The organism is Marisediminicola sp. UYEF4, assembly GCF_040546025.1.
Lineage (GTDB): Bacteria > Actinomycetota > Actinomycetes > Actinomycetales > Microbacteriaceae > Marisediminicola.
In genome coordinates this window covers 1-22,044 of the sequence record NZ_JBEPNA010000026.1, presented here as the reverse complement: position 1 = coordinate 22,044, position 22,044 = coordinate 1, and the positions used below count along the sequence as shown (strand labels likewise).

The 22,044-nt window shown below is 64.1% G+C and carries 19 protein-coding genes and 1 pseudogene; 16 read left to right on the top strand and 4 right to left on the bottom strand.

The window, feature by feature from the left end; all coding sequences use genetic code 11:
* Window positions 1–603: 603 nt before the first annotated feature.
* Window positions 604–1,110, top strand: coding sequence for a hypothetical protein (locus tag ABIB15_RS14685; protein WP_354480230.1), 507 nt, complete (start codon window positions 604–606; stop codon window positions 1,108–1,110).
* Between the two features lie 519 nt (window positions 1,111–1,629).
* On the opposite strand, the gene ABIB15_RS14680 is transcribed toward ABIB15_RS14685, so the two are convergent.
* Window positions 1,630–2,373, bottom strand: a complete 744-nt coding sequence (locus ABIB15_RS14680) for a DeoR/GlpR family DNA-binding transcription regulator (protein ID WP_354480229.1) — start codon at window positions 2,371–2,373, stop codon at window positions 1,630–1,632.
* Window positions 2,374–2,744: 371 nt separating this feature from the next.
* Between ABIB15_RS14680 and ABIB15_RS14675 the strand changes: the two genes are divergently transcribed.
* The 8 genes and pseudogenes from ABIB15_RS14675 to ABIB15_RS14640 all read left to right on the top strand — a co-directional run.
* Window positions 2,745–3,782 carry an autoinducer 2 ABC transporter substrate-binding protein gene (locus ABIB15_RS14675; protein ID WP_354480227.1) on the top strand — a complete coding sequence of 346 codons (1,038 nt, stop codon included), beginning with the start codon at window positions 2,745–2,747 and terminating at the stop codon, window positions 3,780–3,782.
* Between the two features lie 15 nt (window positions 3,783–3,797).
* Window positions 3,798–5,369: a sugar ABC transporter ATP-binding protein gene (locus ABIB15_RS14670; protein WP_354480225.1), complete on the top strand. Its 1,572-nt coding sequence runs from the start codon at window positions 3,798–3,800 to the stop codon at window positions 5,367–5,369.
* The gene (locus ABIB15_RS14665; RefSeq protein ID WP_354480234.1) at window positions 5,369–6,415 is read left to right on the top strand and encodes an ABC transporter permease; all 1,047 of its coding nucleotides are present in this window, start codon (window positions 5,369–5,371) and stop codon (window positions 6,413–6,415) included. Before ABIB15_RS14670 ends, ABIB15_RS14665 begins: the two co-directional genes overlap by 1 nt.
* Entirely contained in the window at window positions 6,412–7,542 is a 1,131-nt protein-coding gene (locus tag ABIB15_RS14660; protein ID WP_354480222.1) for an ABC transporter permease, read from the top strand. The genes ABIB15_RS14665 and ABIB15_RS14660 overlap by 4 nt, the downstream gene beginning before the upstream one ends.
* A 28-nt stretch (window positions 7,543–7,570) precedes the next feature.
* Window positions 7,571–8,572, top strand: coding sequence for a dihydroxyacetone kinase subunit DhaK (locus ABIB15_RS14655; RefSeq protein ID WP_354480220.1), 1,002 nt, complete (start codon window positions 7,571–7,573; stop codon window positions 8,570–8,572).
* Window positions 8,573–8,579: 7 nt separating this feature from the next.
* Entirely contained in the window at window positions 8,580–9,230 is a 651-nt protein-coding gene (locus tag ABIB15_RS14650; RefSeq protein ID WP_354480217.1) for a DAK2 domain-containing protein, read from the top strand.
* Window positions 9,227–10,138 carry an NAD(P)-dependent oxidoreductase gene (locus ABIB15_RS14645; protein ID WP_354480214.1) on the top strand — a complete coding sequence of 304 codons (912 nt, stop codon included), beginning with the start codon at window positions 9,227–9,229 and terminating at the stop codon, window positions 10,136–10,138. Before ABIB15_RS14650 ends, ABIB15_RS14645 begins: the two co-directional genes overlap by 4 nt.
* A 761-nt stretch (window positions 10,139–10,899) precedes the next feature.
* Window positions 10,900–11,073 (top strand): annotated as a pseudogene (locus tag ABIB15_RS14640) (hypervirulence associated TUDOR domain-containing protein); the annotation flags it as partial.
* 193 nt (window positions 11,074–11,266) lie between these two features.
* On the opposite strand, the gene ABIB15_RS14635 reads toward ABIB15_RS14640, so the two are convergent.
* On the bottom strand, window positions 11,267–12,670 hold the full coding sequence (locus tag ABIB15_RS14635) for a PucR family transcriptional regulator (protein ID WP_354480211.1): 1,404 nt from the start codon (window positions 12,668–12,670) through the stop codon (window positions 11,267–11,269).
* A gap of 180 nt (window positions 12,671–12,850) precedes the next feature.
* Here ABIB15_RS14635 and ABIB15_RS14630 point away from each other — a divergent pair, with 180 nt between their 5' ends.
* The 5 genes from ABIB15_RS14630 to ABIB15_RS14610 are packed head-to-tail and all read left to right on the top strand — an operon-like array spanning window position 12,851 to window position 17,669.
* Window positions 12,851–14,338 carry an APC family permease gene (locus ABIB15_RS14630; protein ID WP_354480208.1) on the top strand — a complete coding sequence of 496 codons (1,488 nt, stop codon included), beginning with the start codon at window positions 12,851–12,853 and terminating at the stop codon, window positions 14,336–14,338.
* On the top strand, window positions 14,335–15,039 hold the full coding sequence (locus ABIB15_RS14625; protein WP_354480205.1) for an SDR family NAD(P)-dependent oxidoreductase: 705 nt from the start codon (window positions 14,335–14,337) through the stop codon (window positions 15,037–15,039). The genes ABIB15_RS14630 and ABIB15_RS14625 overlap by 4 nt, the downstream gene beginning before the upstream one ends.
* Window positions 15,039–15,806, top strand: a complete 768-nt coding sequence (locus ABIB15_RS14620) for an SDR family NAD(P)-dependent oxidoreductase (protein ID WP_354480202.1) — start codon at window positions 15,039–15,041, stop codon at window positions 15,804–15,806. The genes ABIB15_RS14625 and ABIB15_RS14620 overlap by 1 nt, the downstream gene beginning before the upstream one ends.
* 22 nt (window positions 15,807–15,828) lie before the next feature.
* Window positions 15,829–16,803 (top strand): agmatinase, encoded by a 975-nt coding sequence (speB, locus tag ABIB15_RS14615; protein ID WP_354480199.1) that lies wholly within the window; start codon window positions 15,829–15,831, stop codon window positions 16,801–16,803.
* The gene (locus tag ABIB15_RS14610) at window positions 16,800–17,669 is read left to right on the top strand and encodes a polysaccharide deacetylase family protein (protein WP_354480196.1); all 870 of its coding nucleotides are present in this window, start codon (window positions 16,800–16,802) and stop codon (window positions 17,667–17,669) included. The genes speB and ABIB15_RS14610 overlap by 4 nt, the downstream gene beginning before the upstream one ends.
* 309 nt (window positions 17,670–17,978) lie before the next feature.
* On the opposite strand, the gene ABIB15_RS14605 is transcribed toward ABIB15_RS14610, so the two are convergent.
* Window positions 17,979–18,344, bottom strand: coding sequence for a helix-turn-helix domain-containing protein (locus ABIB15_RS14605; RefSeq protein WP_354480233.1), 366 nt, complete (start codon window positions 18,342–18,344; stop codon window positions 17,979–17,981).
* A 12-nt stretch (window positions 18,345–18,356) separates the two neighbouring features.
* Here ABIB15_RS14605 and ABIB15_RS14600 point away from each other — a divergent pair, with 12 nt between their 5' ends.
* The gene (locus ABIB15_RS14600) at window positions 18,357–18,572 is read left to right on the top strand and encodes a hypothetical protein (RefSeq protein ID WP_354480235.1); all 216 of its coding nucleotides are present in this window, start codon (window positions 18,357–18,359) and stop codon (window positions 18,570–18,572) included.
* A 261-nt stretch (window positions 18,573–18,833) separates the two neighbouring features.
* Here ABIB15_RS14600 and ABIB15_RS14595 read toward each other — a convergent pair whose 3' ends face one another.
* Window positions 18,834–20,525, bottom strand: coding sequence for a formate--tetrahydrofolate ligase (locus ABIB15_RS14595; protein ID WP_354480193.1), 1,692 nt, complete (start codon window positions 20,523–20,525; stop codon window positions 18,834–18,836).
* Window positions 20,526–20,921: 396 nt separating this feature from the next.
* On the opposite strand from ABIB15_RS14595, the gene ABIB15_RS14590 reads away from it, so the two are divergent.
* Complete coding sequence (locus ABIB15_RS14590) at window positions 20,922–21,932, top strand: esterase/lipase family protein (protein WP_354480191.1); 1,011 nt, start codon at window positions 20,922–20,924, stop codon at window positions 21,930–21,932.
* Window positions 21,933–22,044: the final 112 nt, after the last annotated feature.

Genomic DNA, 22,044 nt, shown 5'->3' with positions numbered 1-22,044 from the left:
GTCGTGAACCAGGCCCACACCCGGTGAGCTCCGCGGAGGTTTTCATCCGAGGCAATGAATCAAACTTCGCGGAGGTATTGACATGAGGCAACAGGTGGCATCCGAGGGTTTTAGCCATGGGTATCAACCTCGGCACCGAATCCCAGCCGCCTCCTTGGGCCGCGCTCCAGGGAACGGCCATACCCAACTCTAAGAACATAGCCTTGGGTATGGCCTGACCGGGATGTGCTTCATGCCCCTGTTTTCGATGGCGATTCTTCGCTGGGCAGCGACAGAATCCTCTACGCTGTGGGTGTTGTCGACCGAAGGATTTCGCTGTGTCTCTCCTTAACGGGCACTCCCCGCAGGAGCGCATTCCTGGACCGGATGAGCTGTCCCTCCCAGAGCTCGAGGTCGACCAGACCATTGCGCCGCGTCCGGAAGAAGAGATTGCCGACGTTCTGCGGGCGAAACAAGCTGGCTTGAATCGCAAGGAAACGCGCCTAGGGACGTATACCAGGGGGTTGAGGAGACTTGGAGATTGAATCGAACGAATTTGCGGGGCTTTGGTACGTCGTGGTCAGGGACGCGGTCCCGGGGCGATCACGATGGGACGATGACACCGTGGATGAGTGGTTGGCCTGCGTGGCGCCGGGAGGGATAGCGATAGGGCTCACTCCGTCCTCCGATTTTCTCATTCTGATGTCGAAGGGGGTGTTGCTAGAGCTGAGTGGAGCACTATCGGCGTTCGCCAATTCAGCAGATGAAAGGGCAGCAACCTTCCGGAGTCTCGGCCGCGAGCTGGCGGAGGATATATCAATCATGGAGGCCAGCCCCACCGGTGAGAAGTTCCCGGTGGGGGTGCATCCGTGGTGCCTTGGCGACTCGTCCATCTGGGAGTTCGTGCGCCTTCCAGACGATCAGGTCGCGGGTGTGGTGGAGGAAATCCGACGAGATCCGGAGCTTTCCGACCCCCTCGTGGGACGCTATGAGGACTACATGCCCCTATTCGGGGATTCGTTCTCCGCCCAAAGGATGGTGGATGCGCTTGACGCCCAGCAGCTCTCTGGCGACATGCTCGTGGTGCGGGAGTCGTTTCGCGATTGGGTCGCCTGGGCAGGTAAGCGCTGAAGCGTAGACGCAAATGAACCTCACTGGGAGGCCAGAGTCGAGGCGAGCCTTTCTCCGAATGACGCGGATATGCTGCACTTCGTCGAGAAAGCGGATCGCCTTTCGGTAGAAGCGCTCGAGGTTCGTTTGGGCCTGTCAAGTTTTTTGTGTAAGCGTCCGGGTTTTCTTATAGGTGGTGGTTGATTCGCTCGGGATAGACCAGGGCGAGTTGGGCGAGGGCTGTTCTAAGTTACTGAGAGGACAGCCACAAAACGAAACGCTCCTGAGGCAACTCAGGAGCGTTTCGTGTTTTCGGCGTCAGCTCGCCGCCCGAAGGCAGCGGTCAGTCCGATTTCCGGCGACGTTGGCCCTAAGTGCCTTGGCGCCCACTTCGGGCTTTCGGGCAACGCACGTCCCGGGCTTTCAAGAATTCGCGGACTCGAAGCGGAGCCGCGCTTTCGAACCGCCTCGTTTTCCCTTACAACCGAAGGCGCACGCCGATGGCAGCGTCTGAGCACCTTGGTGGCCCAGGCAGTGCGATTATCGCTCCGCGCCCACCTGAATAATCGGAATGGGAAATTGCGACGCGCGAATCGGGTCCAGAAGATCGTCAGTGATCCCGGCGGTGAAATCATCGACCTCGAGGACCTTGAAAAGCGCCTCTCGGCCGAACTTTGAACTGTCCGCTACGAAGAAAGCCTCCTTCGCGATGGAACGCATCAGCCTTTTGAGCTCAACCTCGTAGCTGCTCGTGTGATAGAGGCCGTCGTCGCAGACGGTATCCGCCCCGAAAACTGCAACGTCAACTCGCAGATTCTCCAGTTGAAGCACTGACGCCGGCCCCCACGTCGTGTAAATGTCGGGGAGCAGCTCACCGCCGATAAACACGAGGTGCGCGGAACGCCGCTGGGCAATCTCCATGGCAACGCGCAGATCGTTGGTCACCACAGTGAGACGGCGCCGAGTCAGGTGACGCGCCACCTCGAGGGTCGTGGTGCCTCCGTCGAGCAGCACCGTTTGGCCGTCAAGAATGCGCTCCGCCATTGCTTTGCCGATTGCGGACTTCTCGGCGAGATGCAGCTCTTCCTTGAACTGGTGAGGAGTATCAGATTGCCGAATCGGGATCGCGCCGCCGTGAGTTCGCTGGACCAGATCCATCGCCTCGAGACGCTCAAGATCACGCCGGATCGTCGATGTGGTCACGGCGAATCGCGCGGCGAGATCGTTGACTGACCGGAAGCCATCGTCCTTGAGTACCTCGACGATCTCCGCCTGTCGTGACACCTGGCCAGCTCCTTTGCCTTGTCTGAACTGCTGCCTGTGGAGGCTAGCCTCGTCGCTGAACCGATTGTAGTGCGTCTGCGCGAAAGTGCGCACGGCATGCCTGTGCGTGTTTGCGGATGCGTGGACCTTGGCGGACTCAGTTGACCGGTCTTGCAAGGTGGAGTGTCGACCTTTGGTCATGGAACCGGGTCGGTGGGGATTACTCGATGATCGCTCCTGACACGGTTGCGCACTAATGCGCAGATATCTGCGCGCTTTCGCTTGACAAGTTGTGCGGTTCGAAGATATTTTCAACCCAGAGCGCGCAACTGCACGCGTGCTGCATCAAGAGTTCCTACCAGCAATGAATCGTTCACAAAGGAGTAAACGGAATGAATCGTAAGCAAACCCTCCGGGGCACCGCGCTTCTCGTCGGGGCGTCTCTCGCCCTCGTCGGCTGCACGTCAGTTGGCTCGGTCGGAAGCGAGCCCAGCGGCGGCGAGACGTCGTCCGAGGAGAAGGTGATGGTGACGGTCGTCAAGGCGCAGACCATTCCGTGGTTCCAGCGGATGGAGGTCGGTGTTCAGGCGTTCGCGGAACGAACTGGTATCGATGCCCGCCAGGAGGGCGCAGACGACGTCAGCCCCGAGAAGCAGGTGCAGATCGTTCAGGACCTCATCGCCCAGAAGCCGACGGCGATCACCGTCGTGCCCAACTCGCCGGAGGCGCTCACCTCAGTGCTCAAGCAGGCGCGGGACCAGGGAATCATCGTTGTGTCCCACGAGGCAACCGGCATCGAGAACGTGGACATCGACATTGAGGCATTCGACAACCCGTCCTACGGTTCCGAGATCATGGACAACCTCGCGGATTGCATGGGCGGAAAGGGTGAATACGTCCAGTTCGTTGGCGGGTTGACCGCGAAGACGCACATGGAGTGGGTCGGAGCGGCGTTCGAGAACCAGACCGAGAACTTCCCGGACATGACGCGCGTCGAGACTCCGATCGAGAGCACTGACGACCAGGGGACCGCTTACGAGCGCGCGAAAGAGGTACTGGCCAAGTACCCGAACATCGCCGGATTCCAGGGTTCTGCAGGCAACGACGTCCCTGGTATCGCGCGTGCGGTGCAGGAAGCCGGCCTTGAAGATCAGGTCTGTGTGATGGGCACCTCCATCCCCTCGGTCGCAAATCAGTACCTTGCAGACGGATCCATTGACAAGATTTTCTTTTGGGACCCGGCCATGGCCGGTGAGGCAATGCTCGCCATCGCGCAGATTCTGGCGGACGGCGGCACCATCGAGGAAGGCACTGACCTCGGTGTCGAGGGGTACAACTCGCTCAAGAAGCTTGAGGGTTACGACAACGTCTTCGTCGGAGAAGCTTCGGTAGCTGCCGACGCCGAGGCGGCCGCCGAGTACGACTTCTAGTCAATCAAGACTGGGTTGGGGCGCGCATCCGATGGGTGCGCGCCCCAATGCCCAAGTTGGAAAGGCAATCCAATTACTTCCACGATCAATTCCCAGCAGCCAGTAGCATTCGTTTCGGCACACGGAATCTCCAAGAGCTTCGGGGGCGTACCCGCTCTCAGTGACGTGTCCATCGAGCTGATCCCGGGCGAAGTGCACTGTCTCGCGGGTGAAAACGGATGCGGCAAATCGACTCTCATCAAGATTATCTCCGGTGCAGAGCGGCCCGACTCGGGAGAGATTGTCATCGACGGCGTCTCGCACACCCACATGAACGCCCACGCAGCCATCCAGAGTGGAATTCAGGTCATCTACCAGGACTTCTCGCTCTTTCCCAACCTCACGGTTGCCGAGAATATCGTGCTGACGGCGGAGGTGGCGACCGGACGGCGGCTCTATTCCCCCGCCTCCATTCGGCCCAAGGCCGAGGCGATCCTCAAGGAACTCGATCTCGATCTCGATCTCGATCGCGAGGTCGGCGACATCTCGGTTGCCGACAAGCAGCTCACCGCGATTTGCCGCGCGCTGGTCAACGATGCGCGCGCCATTATCATGGACGAACCAACAACAGCCCTCACCCATTCCGAAGTCAGCCGGCTGTTCGCCCTCGTCGAGCGCCTTCGTGCTCGCGGAGTCGCACTGATGTTTGTCTCCCACAAGCTCGAAGAGGTGCTGGCAATCTCCCAGCGACTCACCATCATGCGATCCGGTCGGCAGGTTGTGAGCGGGCCGACGTCCGATTTCGATCCACGATCGATCTCCCGTCATATGACAGGTCGCGAGGTCAACGAGTCACGAACGGTGAGCGACCTCGACCTGTCCGCGCCGCTGGCTCTCGAGGTCAAGAACCTCTCACTCGCCGGCGCCTATCGGGACATCTCCTTCGGCCTGCGCCGCGGTGAGATTCTCGGTGTGACCGGTCTTCTAGGATCGGGCCGCACCGAGATCGCGGAGTCGCTGTTCGGCGTCACCCCAGCCGACGAAGGCGAGATCCGCGTCGCAGGCGACATGGTGAAGATCCGCACCATTCAGGACGCCGTCTCCGCGGGCATCGGATATGTTCCTGAGGACCGCCTGTCCCAAGGGCTGTTCCTGGACAAATCGATCGCAGACAACATCGTTGCCTCCTCACTCGATTCGCACCGCAGTAGGTGGGGCACCTTGAGCCGTGCCGGCATCGCCGCCACAATCAAGCAGTACTTCGAGGGCCTCAAGATCAACGCCCCCAACGCGCAAGCACCAGTTCGCACGCTCTCGGGTGGAAACGCGCAGCGCGTGGTTCTTGCGAAGTGGCTGGCCACCACACCGACCGTGCTCATGCTCAACGGCCCAACCGTGGGCGTCGACATCGGCTCGAAGGAAGAGATCCTCGAACTGCTCCGCGTGGAGGCTGCCAAGGGCATGTCCGTGATCGTCATCTCGGACGACGCACCCGAACTCGTTGCCTCGTGCCACCGTGTGCTTGTCATTAGACAGGGACGCCTAACCCACACCCTCGAGGGAGATCAGATCACAGTGGACACGATTCAAGAGCGGATGTCGGCGTGATGGCGGCTCTGCGCAAGCTGCGAGGCTCGAACAACGAGGGCGTCCTCGCCCTTGTGCTGCTCGCGCTGATCGTAGGGATGTCCATCGCCAATCCGACCTTCTTCTCCCTCAACACTGGGTTCTCTATTCTGCGAAGCGCGATCGTTCCCGTGATCTTCGCCCTCGGCGTTCTGATCGTGGTAATCACGGGCGGGATCGACGTTTCCTTTGCGGCCATTGCAATCTTCGCCGGATACGCCACAGTCTCCTTCTGCCTGACTTCCGGCTATGACCCCGGACTGATCGGGATCTTCGCGATCGCGATCGGCGTGGGCGCCGCCCTCGGGCTGATCAACGGCATAGTCATCGCCCGATTCAACCTGCCCACGCTCATCGTGACGCTCGGCACGCAGGGCATCTTTTTCGGCGCGATGTACACCTACGTCGGGGCCAGCTACTACGCAGAGCTCCCAGGGTCGATGGCTGCCCTGGCCACCACCAACCTGCTCGACGTCACGACAACTGCGGGGCGCGCCTACCTGCACGTGTTGGTGGTGCCGGTACTGATTCTGTGCGTGCTCGTCGCCTGGGTGCTGAAGCGCACTATGTTCGGACGGTCCCTCTACGCCATGGGCGGCGACCTGGAGGCGGCGCGGCGTGCCGGGTTCCAGGTGAAGCGCAATCAGGTGTCGGTCTACGTGCTGGTGGGAGCACTCGCTTCGATCGCTGGCGTCATCCACATCGTGCTCAGTCGAAGTGCGAACCCTCGCGACCTGGTCGGCACCGAACTCGACATCATCGCGGCAGTAGTGCTGGGAGGCGCATCGATCTTCGGCGGGCGCGGTTCCGTAATCGGCACCGTGCTTGGCGTGCTTCTCGTGCAGGTAATCAAGAACAGCCTCTTGCTGGTGGGTGTCCCCAGCGCCTGGCTGCGCACCGCGGTCGGCGTGCTGCTCGTCGTCGGCGTCGGTATTCAGGCGATTGCGGCACGGAGAGACTCCCGGCGGATGCGTGTGATCGACGACCTCGACACGGCGCACAAAGACGAACAGAAGGTGGGACTATGAGCCCCGACTCACAGGCGCGCAACGAGGCGCCCCGCACGAACACGAATTCGCTGCGCCAATTCAACGACCAGCTCGGGAGCTGGACCGACCGGTTCGTGCGACGTTCCGGCACCAACCGTGGTTCAGGTCGGATGGTGGTTGCGCTACTTCTGGCGATTTCGCTGTTCTCCATCCTCAACCCCAGAGTCTTTCTCAGCCCGATTAACCTCCAGAACATCGCGGTCGCTGCGCCGGAAATCGGCATCATCGCTATCGGGATGATGGTCGTCATGCTCACCGGCGGAATCGACCTGTCGCTGGTGGCGATCGCGAACTTCTCCGCCATCACCATCTCGACCCTCCACACGGCGATAGCCACGAACGATCCGGACCTGGCAAACAACCTCGCAATCGTGATCATTCTGGTCGGGATCGCGGTCGGAATGATCGGCGGCGCGATCAACGGGTTCCTGGTGAGCGTGGTGGGAATCACACCGATCCTCGCGACCCTCGCCACCATGCAGATCTACAACGGGATCGCCATCGTATGGACGGGCGGCACGACGCTTTACGGCGCACCGGCGATGCTTGGCGCGATCGGCCAAGCGGCCGCAGCAAATGTCCCTCTGCTCTTCATCATCTTCTTGGCCGTTGCTGCCCTCGTCGCCATGCTCATCAATCGCACGGCCCTCGGTCGGATGATCCAACTCGAGGGGGCCAATCCCGTGGCGGCGCAATACTCGGCTATTCCGCGCCGCGCGGTACTCATGAAGACCTACATCGTGGGTGGGATGCTCGCCGGTCTCGCCGGCGTGCTCTTTCTCGCCCGAAACCCCACGGCGTCGGCTGACTACGGATCCTCCTATGTCCTCCTGGTGATTGTCATCGCCGTCCTCGGAGGCACGAAACCCGCCGGCGGGTTCGCGTCGGTCGCCGGCGTCGTCCTCGCGACCCTCACCCTGCAGGTCGTCTCCAGCGGGTTCACCGCCATCCGACTCTCGTCCTACGAGTACGCGATCGCCCAGGGCGTGATCCTGATCGCAGTGATGATTCTCGATTCGGTTTCGTCCACGCGCACCACACGGCCGAAGAAGGTCGAATCACAACCGGCCTCCGAGGCCCCATCTACCGAGCCCGCTATCCACTGAACCTGATCTGAATAAAGGACCAAGAACTATGAAGAAGATCATTAACGAGCCAAACGCTTTCGTTGACGAGTTCGTCGAAGGCATTCTGCTGGCCCATCCCGACCTCCTGAAGACCCCAGCGGATGATCGGCGTGTGCTGGTGCGTGCCGACGCTCCGGTGACGGGCAAAGTCGGGATCATCACGGGCGGCGGGTCCGGACACCTTCCGCTGTTCAAGGGCTACGTCGGACGGGGCCTGTGCGACGGTGTGGCCATTGGGAACGTCTTCTCCTCCCCATCGTCGGCTCAGGTTCTGGAAGCGACCAAAGCGGTCAGCGGAGGCGCGGGCGTCCTCTACCTGTACGGCAACTACGGCGGCGACGTGTTCAACTTCGATCTCGCAGCCGACCTGGCTGAGCTTGAAGGCATCGCCACGATGACCGCCGTCGGCCGAGACGATGTGGCAAGCCAGCCCAAGGAACGTTCCGCGGACCGCCGTGGTGTCGCCGGAATCATGTTCGCCTTCAAGGCAGCCGGCGCCGCCGCAGAGCGCGGCGACTCGCTCGAGCAGGTGGCTGCCGTGGCCGAAGACATCATCGACAACACCGCCACGATGGGAATCGGTCTTTCCCCGACGATCCTGCCCACAACCGGCAAGCCGAGCTTCGAACTCGACGACGGCGAGATGGAGGTGGGGATCGGCATCCACGGTGAACCCGGGTTCCATCGCGGCGCCTTGGAGACGGCGGACCGGATCGCGGAACGCATCACCGAACGCCTTCTGGCCGACCTCGGTGTCGGCGCGGGGGATCGCGTTGCCGTGCTCGTGAACGGTATGGGCGCGACGCCGCTCGAAGAGCTCTACCTCCTGTTCCGGCGTGTGCACCAGCTGCTCACCGAACAGAAAATCACAATCGACAAGATCTATGTCGGGGAATACGCGACGAGTCTGGAAATGGCCGGAGCATCCATCTCTCTGCTGGCGCTGAACGACGAGCGGCTTGCCCTGCTCAACGCGCCGGCCGAATCGCCGTTCTTCAAGGAAGCGTGAGCAAGTCATGAATGGAAACGAACTCAGCATCGCGATTCGCAATTGCCTCGGCGAATTCACCACCTACTCGGAAGAACTTGGCGATCTTGACCAAGCCCTTGGCGACGGGGACTTGGGAATCACTGTCTCGCTGGGAGCAGCCGCAGCCGTCGAGGCGCTGGAAGCCCTGCCGGAGGACGCCACACCGACCCAGGTCGTGCTGGCCTGTGCCAAGGCGTTCGCGAACGCGAACCCATCGACCATGGCTGCTTTGGTGGCCGGCGCACTTCTCGCGGGTTCGCGGGTGTGGGGTGACACGGCATCCATAACGGGCGATCAGGTCGGACGGTTCGCGCTCGCAGCAGCCGAGTCAATCAGCCAGCGAGGCAAATCCCAGGTCGGTGACAAGACGATCCTTGACGCGATGTTCCCCGCCGCCGAGGCACTGCTCGAAGCGGGGCCCGGCGCAAACGCGCTCGACTCCGCCATCAGCGCCGCCGAGAGCGGCGTCATCGCCTCCAAGGAACTGCAGTCCCGCCGCGGCCGGGCGTCGTGGCTGCAGGAACGCAGCATCGGCCTGCAGGACCCCGGCGCAACTGCGTTCCTGAGGTTCCTGCAGTCGTGGGCCTCGGCGAATGCGCCGCTGGCCTCGTCTCAAACAGGAGGGCACACAGAATGACGCAAATCGCATTCCTTGGACTCGGGACCATGGGTCTCGGCATGGTGAAGAACCTGATCGCGGCAGGCCACGACGTCACCGTCTGGAACCGCTCAGAGGCACCCGTCGAAGCAGCCGTCGCTGCGGGGGCAACGTCGGCGCCGACCATCGCCGGTGCGGTGACGGGCGCAGCCGTCGTGATGTACTGCCTCAGCGACGACGCGGCAGTGCAGTCCGTCGCCCTCGGCGAGGAAGGCCTTGCCGCCGTCATCGACGGCAGCCCCATCGTGATCGACCTCTCGACTATCAGCCCCGAGGCGAGCGCGGTCGAGCGCGAAGCGCTCGAGTCGAAAGGCGTTCGCTTCCTCGATGCTCCCGTCTTCGGCTCGCGCGGCGAGGCCGATAACGGCGGCCTGTGGATCGTCGTCGGGGGAGACGAGGATACATACAACGAGGCTTTGAGCGTGCTGGAGCCGATCAGCGAGACCGTTCACCTGATGGGCCCCGGCGGATCGGGCGTCCGGATGAAGCTCGTGGGCAACCTGGTTGTCGCATCGCAGCTCCTCGCCCTCGGCGAGTCGCTCACGCTGGCTGCCCGCGCCGGTCTCGACCTCCACAAGGTGCTCGGCGTACTCAAGGTCACAGACTTCCGTTCGCCCATCTTCGACGGCGTCGGGCCCTCGGTCCTCGCCGACGACTACTCGCCCTCGTTCGCACTCAAGCTGATGCAGAAGGACAGCCGTCTCATCCAGGACTTTGCATCCGGGCTCGGTGTCGCTGTGCCCGGAGTCACCGCCGCAGGCAAGTATGTCGATGCTGCAGTCGATGCCGGGTGGTCAGAGGAGAACGCGTCGGCCCTGATCAAAGCGATCGCAGCGGAGGCCGGAGTCTCGCTGGCCACCAGTCAGCTGACGACGCAAAGCCACTGATCGGGCAGTCCACGCAAATTGCGCGAACTGTCCCGTGAGGAACGCGCGCCCAGCTGCGAGTCAGCTGGCTTCACTTATGTGGGTGCCGCTTCGAGCCTGAGAGAAACCGTCGCCTACACATCTGCCCTCCTTCGGGAGGGCGGATGTGTTTTTGTGCCCGCCGAGGACCGGCACCGTCGGACGGCGGCGGCCAAGCGGTGGTATTGCTTGATTCGCAATCCGCCGGCGAATCTGATGTCGCGGATACGTCAGTCGATCCCTCAAATATCCGGTGCTCGAGACGTCGTCGGCATCTTCCGTAAGCTGGCGTGTCTCACGGGAGAGTGCCACGAGAAACAGTTACAAGCGGTGCCGGCGTCGATAGCCATCACTCAGGGCAACCGCATGTGCTGAAGCTGCGTCGCACGGCGAAAGCCTCCACAAGTGGACGATCCCTTACCTATGGTCGGCTACCTTTCTGCCATGACACTAGCCGCCTCGGCCGCGCTGGGGGGTGTCGACGACGTTCGAATCTGAGGCCAATGTGACGGGGGAATTCAAGGCCACCGGTTGTGGTTCTAGTTTGCCGGTTCTTGGGTTCTGATGCTGGGGAGACTATCGATGCCGCGGTTGCGGAGTCGGTAGCTGGCACCTTTGAGAGTAGTGACGTCGGCGTTGGAGGCGTTTGTTCGCATCGAGAGCCGACTTGCGTGCCTCCATGAGTCGTCGCCAGCGCAGCCCACCCCTCTGGCCCACATCGGCTCCGTCCGTATGCTTCGAGGATGCCAGGCTTCAGCGCAGGCGACCGGGTGAGTTCGGCGACGTCCCAGGGGAGGTCTCAGGGGGGCGTAATCGGGAATAAGACGACCGAATTTGAGTTCGCGGGCAAGACCTTCCATGCTTCGACGGATGAGGCGGCATTTATCGTGAAGTGCGAGAAGACCGGCGCTGAAGCCGTGCACAAGGCCGACGTTTTTCGCAAATTGTCGCAGCGAAAGGCATCCGATGAACTCGGGGACCTGTGGTGCCGTTCAGGACAAGCGAACGGATGCTGCGGCTATGGCGACGCGGGGCGCACGCGCTTTGGCCGTTCGTGCACGTCGACCGGGTGCACCTCGCCCTGCCGCTCATCATCGCGGAGGATGTCCGTCAGCGACCCAGCGATTTGTCGTGGGCCCAGATCGCGATTCCGAAGTCCACTCGATCCGACGGATCAAGCGGGTTCCGCCCGATCACCTGGGAAACCCTGCCGAGGCGGTGGCGCACCGTATTCACGTGCAGGAACTCGGCGTCGGCTGTTGCCTGCAGGGAGCCGCCGTGATTCAGAAATGATCGCAGGGTCGCGAGGAGGTCCGATCCGCCGCGAAGTTCCGGGCTTGCCAATGGCCGAATCAGCTGGTCCACGAACGGGAGCAAGCGCGCGCGGGGCTGCTGTTCGAGTAGAGCGCTCAGGCTCGTGAGGCTGTCGGGACCGGCGACCGATCCCCTTTTTCGCGCGAGCAGGAGCGTCGCACGCGCTTCGGCGATGCCCCGCGCGATCTCCGAAACTGCGACCGGGCTGCTGTACCCGCACACAAGGCTGAGATCTCGAGCGGTGCTGTGCACGATGCTCGCGCCAGAGGTGAGGACGAAGACCACCTCGGCGGTGTCGGCCACGAGCGCCTCGGGAAGGTGCGCGGCAACGAGTCGGGCGGTCGATGCCGGCCACGCGGACACGGTCAGCCGCGATCCGGCGAGACCGGCCCGTTCAATCTCCGGAACCAGTGCCGCGTGATGCGCGAGGCCGTCGACGATCAGGCTGACAAGCTGGCCGACGCGTTGACGCCGCTCGCCCTCGCGGCCCTCGCGCTCGCGTCGGGCTATCTGCATGACCCGCCCTACCTGAGCGAGTATTTCCGGGTCAGGCGCCGGGTCAGGGTGGTGCCAGCGCAGCCATTCGTCGTCGCTCAGGCGCACTTCGATCGCCTCGCCCGACGACTCAGCGGCACCATGCGATCCGCTCGTGTCGACCGACTCTCCCGGCGCTTGATAGATCAGGGATCCACCCAGCATCTCCGCGGTGGCGTCGAGCATCCCCCGGATCGAGTCGCCCGCGCGAAGGCTCTCGAGCAGGCGCGTCATGACAGCACCGTCGCGAATGCTGTGGCTGGTCTGCGCGCGCAACCGCGCATCGACGAGTACATCGTTCAGCGCGAGGAACGGCACCCCGTGGGACATTTCGAAGAGAGCGACAGACATCCGCTTGCACGCGCGGACGAGTGCGGGGGGTGCCTGGGTGTGCACCTCACCGAGCCCGAGGCAGATTCCCGCCGATCCGGATGCGCGCACGGCCTCGACGAATCGCGCGCAGCTCTGTGAGTCGACGAGATTGGCGCCAACCGTGCAGACGAGCTCGTCGCCCCTGAGGTGCGGCCGTGGATCGACCATTTCCGTCGAGTGTGCCCAGGAGACCGATCGATCGAGGTCGCCGGACCCGCCGACAATGATGCGCATGCCGAGGGTCGGCACAGCGGCCAGCAGGCCGAGCGGAAGTCCCGGGATTGACGGATTCACAATGGAGTACCCCACCTTCGTTGCGCATTCACGACAAGCCTCTACACGCGACCACCATTTTTCGTTGTAGGTTACTACAAACAGCGATCCGGCTGCGGGATCTTTCTCCAATAAGCGCCGACGGCAGCTGCGGCATCCCATGTGCGAGCGAATAATGAGCCCTAGCCAAAGGAGGCCCCCGTGAGCCGTGTCGCTGACCAGCCGATCGCCGAAGAAGGACACGTGCTCAGGCGCGACTTCAAGTTCGTCTCCTCATTCGCGTTCGCGTTCGCGTTCATCTCCCCGATCGTCGCCCTCTACGGAATCTTCGGACTCGCGCTGACAACCGCTGGCCCGTCATTCTGGTGGGGATTCCTGATCGTCTTCGCCGGCCAGCTGCTCGTGGCACTGGTGTTCGCCATGCTCGTGTCACGCTGGCCAATCGAGGGATCGATCTACCAGTGGTCCTCACGATTGTTCGGGCGCGCCTTCGGCTGGTTCGCAGGCTGGGCCTATATCTGGACCCTCGTCATCGCCATGGCAACCGTGGCGCTCGGCGCTGCCGGATTCATTGCGAATATCGCGGGGATCGAGAGCCCGTCCGGCACCGACCGCGCCTGGATCGCCTTCGTCGTCCTGTTGCTCGGAACCGCGGTCAACCTTGCCGGTCAGACCGTGCTGAAGGTCTTCATGATCGCGAGCATCGTCGCCGAGGTCATCGGCTCCGTCGGCCTCGGTTTGTGGCTGATCATCTTCCACCGCGTCAACGACTTCAGCGTTCTCTTCGACGGGGGAGCAGGTGCCGGAGGCGAGGTCGACTACCTCGCCATCAGCGGCCCATTCCTCGTTGCGCTCGCCTTTATCGGGTTCTCCTTCGTCGGCTTCGAGAGCGCCGGATCGATCGCGGAGGAGGTCAAGGAGCCGCGCACGAACCTTCCGAAGGCGATCCTGTTCTCGATCTCATTCATCGCGGTCATCGTGATGTTCACCAGCCTCTCGATCATCCTCGCCATTCCCGACCTCGACGCGGTCCGGAGCGGGGAGGTGGGCGACCCGGTGTACGAGACATTGACCACTCAACTCGGCGCGGGAATCGCCGTGCCCCTGGAGATCCTCTTCGTGATTGGCTTTCTCGCGAGCTTCCTCGCGCTGCAGACGTCCGCATCCCGACTCATCTGGGCTGCAGCCCGCGACGGGGCACTGCCGGCCGCGACAGTGCTCGCGAGGCTGAGCCGGAAGCAGCGTCAGCCCGTCGGGGCACTGATCGTCACGACGGTCATTGGAACGGTGCTGTTCCTCCTGAGCAACGTCGCAACCGATATCTACACCCTCATGGTCAACTTCACGGCCGGGGGTTTCTACCTGTCATTCCTGTTCCCGCTCCTCGGCTTCGTAGTCGTGCTGGCCCGAGGAAAGTGGAAGCCCGGCGTGTTCAGTCTCGGTCGAGCCACGGCACCCGTCGCGGTCGTGGCACTGATCTGGGCAACGCTGCAGCTCATCAACATCGCCTGGCCGCGCGCCGTGTACGAGCAGGTCTACCTCGATTGGTCGATCATCATCGGCACCGCCGTGATCGGAATCGTCGGTGTCGCCGTGTACTGGTCGGTGCGGCACGCCATCCCGAACGTCGTCGGGGTGGACTACCGGATGCACGATGAGCCGCCGGTGCCAGAGACGCAGCGCCGATGACTGATCTCACTCGGGTCGCGGTGGTGACGGGCTCCGGCAGCGGCATCGGCGCGGCGGTTTCCGCCGAGCTCATGCTGCGCGGTTGGATTGTGGCCGGCCTCGACCTGCATCCGTCGCCCGCCTGCTCGCTGTCGATCGAGGTGGACATGGCCGACCCCGAGCGGGTCGGGGCCGCTATCCGCTCGGTGGAAACCGAGCTTGGAGTGGTGTCTGCCGCGGTGTCCGCCGCCGGCTACTACGAGATGGCCCCCGTCGCCGACATCACGGGCGCCCAGTGGCGGCGGATGCTCGCGGTGCACCTCGGCGGGTTCCTCCACCTCTCGAGGTCGGTGCTGCCACAGATGCTCGCGAGCGGCGGCGGCTCGATCGTGGCCATCGGCAGCGAGCTCGCGGTCGGGGGCGGGGGACCGGGCGACGCGCATTATTCGGCGGCGAAGGGCGCGCTTCTCGGACTCATGCGCAGCCTCGCCGTGGAAATGGCGCCACACGGGGTGCGGGTCAATGCTGTCGCCCCCGGCCCGACAGACACACCGCTGCTCGCCGCGGACTCCCCGTGGCGGGACTCCGGTTACCTCAGCACTCTGCCGATCGGGCGGCTCGCGAGCCCAGAGGAAGTCGCGCTGTGCGTCGCCTTCCTCGTCGACGAAGGCTCCTTCTGCGTCGGGGAGACACTCAATCCGAACTCGGGAGCCGTGATCTGATGGCGACATCCACGCTCACCGGAAAAGTCGCGCTCGTCTCCGGAGCGGCACAGGGCATCGGTGCCTCCGTCGCCCGGCGCCTTGCCGGCGACGGCGCCTTCGTCGCTGTGAACGATCGCGAACCATCCGAGGCGCTGTCCGCGCTCGCGGTGGAGATCGGCGGGATTGCGGTCCCGGGAGACGTGTCCGATCCGGGGCAGACCGCCGACGTCGTGAGCCGAGCCACTGACGCGGCGGGTGCGGTCGACATCCTCGTGGCGAACCACGCCTACATGACGATGGGCCCGTTCCTGGAGGCAGACCTCGCCGACTGGTGGAAGATCATCGACACCAACCTGGGCGGGACACTCCACCTCATCCAGGCGGTCCTGCCCGGGATGCGCAGCAAGGGCGAGGGCCGGATCGTGGTCGTGTCGAGCGAATGGGGTGTGACCGGATGGCCCGAGGCGAGCGCGTACTCGGCATCAAAGGCCGGGGCCATCTCCCTCGTGAAGACCCTCGGCCGCGAACTGGCACCGGAGCAAATTATCGTGAACGCGATCGCCCCGGGAGTCACTGACACCCCGCAACTCGCCGTCGACGCGCGAGCCGAAGGAATCTCGATCGAGCAGATGCACGCGGTGTACAGCACGAGCATCCCCCTGGGCCGCCTCGGGAGCGCGGACGAGATCGCCGCCGCCGTCGCATTTCTGTGCGATTTCCGAATCTCGGCCATGGTCGGCCAAGTTCTGCAAATCAACGGCGGCTCGACCCGCGGGCGCGCATGATCGTCCAGAAACGAAGGAACTCATGAACGACGAAGAACCCGCCACCTCGCGTGCCGCACCTGTCGGCCAGGTCGACGGGCAGGCCTCGCCCCGCTACGCCGGGCTGACCACGTTCGCCCGATTGCCTCGCCGTGAGGATGTCGCCGACTGGGATGTCGCGGTGGTCGGTGTTCCGTTCGACTCCGGAGTCACGTTCCGCCCCGGTGCCCGGTTCGGCCCCTCCGCCATTCGCGAGGCATCGAGGCTCCTTCGCCCGTACAACCCTGCCCTTGACACGCTTCCCTTCGAGATCGCGCAGGTAGTCGACGCAGGCGACATCGCCTGCAACCCATTCGACATCCCGGTTGCGCTGGGGGAGATCGAGGCGGGACTCGCCGAACTGATGACGAATGGACGACCGGTCGTCACCCTCGGCGGCGACCACACTCTCGCGCTTCCCGCTCTGCGCGCCGTCAACGCCGAGCACGGTCCCGTCGCGCTCGTGCACTTCGACGCACACCTCGACACGTGGGACACCTACTTCAACGCGCCCTACACGCACGGCACCCCCTTTCGTCGTGCTTCCGAGGAGGGGCTGCTGCGCAAAGACCGCTCCGCGCACGTCGGCATCCGCGGATCCCTGTACGACCCAAAAGACCTCGTCGACGACGAAAAGCTCGGCTTCACCATCGTGCACTGCCGCGACTTCGACAAGATCGGAACCGACGGCATCCTCGAACGAATCCTCGACCGGATCGGCGACGCCCCGCTCTACGTCTCCATCGACATCGACGTGCTCGACCCCGGCTTCGCCCCGGCGACCGGAACACCGGAGGCGGGAGGGATGACCAGCCGCGAGCTGCTCGAGGTGCTCCGCGGACTGCGCGAGACCAGGATCGTCTCCGCCGATATCGTAGAGGTCAGCCCCGCCTACGACCACGCGGGCATCACGGCGGTCGCCGCCGCGAACGTCGCCTACGAACTGGTGAGCATCATGGCAGCACAATCCGCGCGATGACCGCCGCGAGCGCCATCGACTGGCCGACCGGTTTCACCTCCGCGGCCGCCTTCACCTTCGACGTCGACGCGGAGTCCGCAGTGCTCTGGAACGCTCCGGAGAACGCGGCACGGATGAGCGTGATGAGCCATCAGGCATACGGGCCACTCGTCGGCGTCCCCCGCATCCTCGATCTGCTCGACCACCATCAGATCCGATCGACATTCTTCGTGCCCGGATACACTGCCCACCGCTATCCGCAGACCGTGCGGGACATTGTCGCGGCGGGGCACGAGGTCGCCCACCACGGGTACCTGCACGAGCAGCCGACTGCGTTGAGCGTCGAGCAGCAGATCGAGGCCCTGGATCGCGGTCTCGAGGTGCTGCAGGACGTCGCCGGAGTGCGCCCTCAGGGCTACCGCGCCCCGATGTGGGACCTGTCCTGGCAGACGCCAGCGCTTCTCGCGGAGCGCGGGTTCCTCTACGACTCGAGCCTCATGGACGCGGATGTTCCGTACGAACTGAGCATCACGCCCGGCTCCGCGGAATCCATTGTTGAAATCCCCATCCAGTGGGCCCTCGACGACTGGGAACAGTACTGCTACCTGCCGGACATCACCGGAAGCGGGCTCATCGAGACACCGGCGAAGGCGCGCGAGCTGTGGACGGCCGAGTTCGAGGGACTGGCGGCGGTCGGCGGATGCTGGGTGCTCACGAATCATCCGTTCCTCTCCGGTCGCCCCGGCCGCGCACGCCAGCTCGGCGAGCTCATGGGCGAGGTCGCAGGCACGCCGGGGGTGTGGGTCGCGTCGCTCTCGGAGATCGCGCAGCACACGCGGCTGCTTGGCCTCGAGCCTCGCTCGATCGGGCACCCCGACGCCGAGTAGCGCCGACGCCCGACTGTAGACGGGGGCGCGGACCACCCGGCCTCCCGCACCGCATCCCGTGCGCCTCGGACGATCTGGTCCTCCTTCTCGACCCTGCCGCGTGGGAATGCGGTGCGCATTGCCGAGACAAGGCGCGCGGCGCGATCCCGTGCGTCGCCCGGGGCGAGGTGGGGAGGCTTGCGTGTGAGCTTTGCGGCTTCGTTGTCTTCGACCTCGGCCAGGATCTCGCCGCTCCACGCTGGCCGGTACAACTGCTCTATCGCGAGGGAGAGCAAGAAGCCCCGAAGCGCACTGGGCCATAGGACGCAGCTATCGAGGAGGGCGACGAACACCGGCTCGGTCTGGCCGTGCCCCAGCTTCCTCGCGCCGCTTGGCCGCACGAGCCCGCCGGGTCTCGCGCACTTGGTGAAGCACTTCATCCACTGGAGTCTCGTCACCCAGCGACGAGCGCATCTCCTCAAGTGCGTCGTATTGCTCGTCGCGCCGGCGTTCTCGGTAGTCCATAAGGTCGACCAGAAGTACTCGACGATGCGTTCCGACGCGTTCGAACGGAATCCGGCCATCGTCCAGGAGCTTGACGAGAGTCGGGCGGCTGATGCCCAGGAGGTCAGCGGCCTGCTGGGTCGTCAACGTCTTTGACCGGGGTGCGATGCTCACGGGCAGTCCGCGCTTCATCGACTCGATTACTTGGAGAAGGATCTGGTGGATCTCTTCGGGGATCTGAACTTGATCGCGGGGTGTGGCTCCGGCCAGAAAGTACTGCGGAGTGGGAGCTTCTCGCCCGGCCGCTTCATGCGCCGCGAGGAAATCGTGGACTCTGGCTACTCCGGCGGCGTCGTCGCCGACGTATGTCTGCTGGTTCAACGGGGTGCCCATACTCACTCCTATTCGAAAGAAACGTAACGCAGTTGCGTATTCGTCGTCTACGCGCGTTCGACCGCCCGATCGTCACGGAATGAGTCTTCGAAGGCCACCCTTTTTCCCACCGAAATCGCTCCCGGAGGACCGGACACGGTCGAGTGCAGTCGGAGGTAGATGTCTCGAGACATCGTTCACAATTCGCTCTCTGTCTCGCCCCGGGTCGTGTGGACGCTCTCTTCGTCACCGCTGCTGCGTACCCTCCACCCGACCTCCGAAGGCGGCCTCGCGCCCCGGATTCACCGCTCAGGACAACCCGACGATCTCGCCATTGTCGTCGATGTCGATGCGTTCGGCCGCCGGCGCGGATGAGAGACCGGGCATGGTGCGCATGTCACCGCAGATGGGATAGATGAACCCGGCTCCAATCGACGCACGGACCTCACGCACCGGCAGTCGCCACCCGGTGGGTGCTCCCTTGATGCGGGGGTCGGCCGACAGGGACAGGTGGGTCTTGGCGATGCACACCGGCAGGTTGCCGAAGCCGGCCCGCTGGTACTTGTCGAGTTGCCGAGCGGCGAGAGGCGAGACGTCCAGGCCGTCGGCGCCGTACATCTCGCGCGCGATTACATCGATCTTGTCCACCAGGGGAAGTTCGTCGGGATAGAGCCGGTGGTAGCTCGACGGTTCAGAGCATGCCTCCGCAACCGCCTCGGCCAGCTCGACCGCACCCGTGCCGCCTTCGGTGAAGTGGTAGCTGATTGCCACGCGCACACCCTCCTCTGCCGCGACGTCCATGATCGCCCGATGCTCACTGTCATGGTCGGTGGGAAATGCGTTCACGGCAATGACCGGCGTAACCCCGTGCCGGCGGATGTTGGCGATCTGCTGGCGCAGGTTCGCCGCCCCGGCGATCACGTCGTCGGGATTCTCGGCGAGCATCTCCGGTGGCAGCGGTCGGCCGGCGACGACCCGGTACTTGTTCGAGTGAGTTTTGAGGTCACGCACAGTCGCGACGATGACGGCAGCATCCGGCGTCAGCCCGGAGGCACGGCACTTGATGTTGAAGAACTTTTCCGCGCCGATGTCGGCACCGAACCCCGCCTCGGTGATGAGGTAGTCGCCAGCATGGATGCCGATCAGGTCGGCGACGACCGAGGAGTTGCCGGTGGCGATGTTCCCGAACGGACCGGCGTGGACGAGTACCGGTGTCTGCTCTACCGTCTGCATCAGGTTCGGCTTGATGGCATCCGTGAGTATCACCGTCATGGCGCCGGCCACTTTGAGCATCTCGGCCGTCACCGGTTCGCCGCCGCGGTTGTAGCCGACGACGATTCTTCCCATCCGTTGACGGAGATCCCGCAGTGACGTGCACAGCGACAACACCGCCATCACCTCGCTGGCTGCGGTGATGTCGAAACCGGTCTGAAGCGGATTGCCGTCGTCAGCACCACCGAGCCCGGTGATGATGTTGCGCAGCTCGCGGTCGTTGACGTCGAGGACACGCCGCCAGGTGATCTCCTGGGGGTCGAGCCCGAGATGGTTTCCCTTGTGGATGTGGTTGCCGATCATTGCCGACAGTAGATTGTGGGCCGCGGTAACGGCGTGCATGTCGCCGGTCAGGTGCAGGTTGAGTGCCTCCATCGGGGTGACCTGAGCGTAGCCGCCACCAGCGGCTCCACCCTTGATGCCGAACACCGGCCCCATCGACGGCTGCCGTATCGCGACGATCCCGAGCTTGTCGATGTGCCGGAAACCCTGACCGAGCCCGATCGCGGTGGTCGTCTTGCCCGACCCGAGTGGAGTCGGCGTGATTGCGGTGACGACGACATACTTGGCCCGCGGACGGTCGCGGAGTTCATCGATCGCGTCGAGGGAGATCTTCGACGCCGCACGTCCGTAGGGTTCCAGCAGGTGTGGACCGATGCCCATGTCGGCTGCAACCTCCTGAAGCGGACGACGGGCCGCAGCGCGCGAAATGGCGAGATCCGACGGCATCGCCGGGCCGCGTGATCGAGATGGTTTAAGAATGGTTTCTCCTCAGGACTTCTGGTGCCGGGCGATCCCAGCGTACGGTCAGGCCCCGGGTTCGTACCTGTGCGGCATGAAGAAGCTCGAATGGAGGCGTCGATCGCTGCACGACCCTGACAATGTCGGGCGAGTCTCGTCCTGCCCTGACCGAAGCCCCTAGGTTCGCTTGTACGGCAGCGGCGATCCCACGGAACCTGGATCCCGCGCTCAGGCGGCGTAGGCGCACAGGTGCGTCCGGCGGTGGGTTCCCCCACATGCCACGCCCGCCAGAGCGTTCATCGCGAACTGCAAGATCGGATCGACCGTTCCGCAATCGCGGAATGCTGGCGGCCCCGCGGGTCGCCGACACGGAAGGTATCCACCATGTCTCTGTTCACTTTCTCTTTTCGCGAGCCTTTGGCCGTGTTGACGGCGGTCGGCGTGTTGGCCGTCGGGCTGGCTGTCACAACGGCTCCGGCCCAAGCGGATGCCGCGACCACAGTTTCTGCGACGGGTGACGTTTCCACAGGCGCCACAGCAGACGCGGGCGTGTGGTCCGGTTCGGGAACTGTCGCCGCGTCGGTCGATGCGGATGCCACGGTCACCACGGCCGCGCCGCCCGAGGAACTCTCGCCCCCCGGCGCGAACGACTGGAGCTGCGTGCCGACCGCCGCCCACCCCGATCCCGTGATCCTCGTGCCGGGCACGTTCGAGAGCATGGCCAAAAACTGGTCGACGCTGTCGCCCTACCTCAAGGCTCAGGGCTACTGCGTCTACGCGCTCAACTACGGAACGACGAACGGCATCGACGCGACCGGGCCGATCGCCGATTCGGCACGGGAGCTCTCCGGATTCGTCGATCGTGTTCTCGCGGCATCCGGAGCTGGCAAGGCCGACATCGTCGGACACAGCCAGGGCGGGATGATGCCGCGCTACTACCTCGGATTCCTCGGCGGGGCCGACAAGGTCGACGCCCTCGTGGGGATCGCACCGTCCAATCACGGAACCGAAGGGCTGATCACGCCCACGCCGGAACAGGTGCCGCTGGCGACCGGCGATTCAAATGTCGTGTGCCAGGCGTGCGCCGATCAGGAGGCCGGCTCGCCGTTCCTCACCGAGTTGAACTCGATCGGGGACCTCGTGGACGGCCCGTCGTACACCGTCATCTCGACCAAGTTCGACGAGGTCGTCACGCCGTACCAGAGCCAGTTCCTCGCCGGACCGGCCGATCGGGTGACGAACATCACCATTCAGGACCTCTGCCCGGCCGACCCGATCGAGCACGACCAGGCACCCAACGACCCCGTGGTGCACCAGCTGGTCGGGAACGCGCTCGGGCAGGACTCTGGACCGGCGGATGCCGCGTTCCGACCGTCGTGTGTTCCGCTGGGGTAACGGTGGCGGAACGCCGGCTAGGTGCGCGGGTCGGAATCGGGTGACGTGGCGGGCGGCGTTGGCTCTGGCGTCGCGCGGTGACGATCGTGGGCCGGAGAACGGGTGGCTTCTT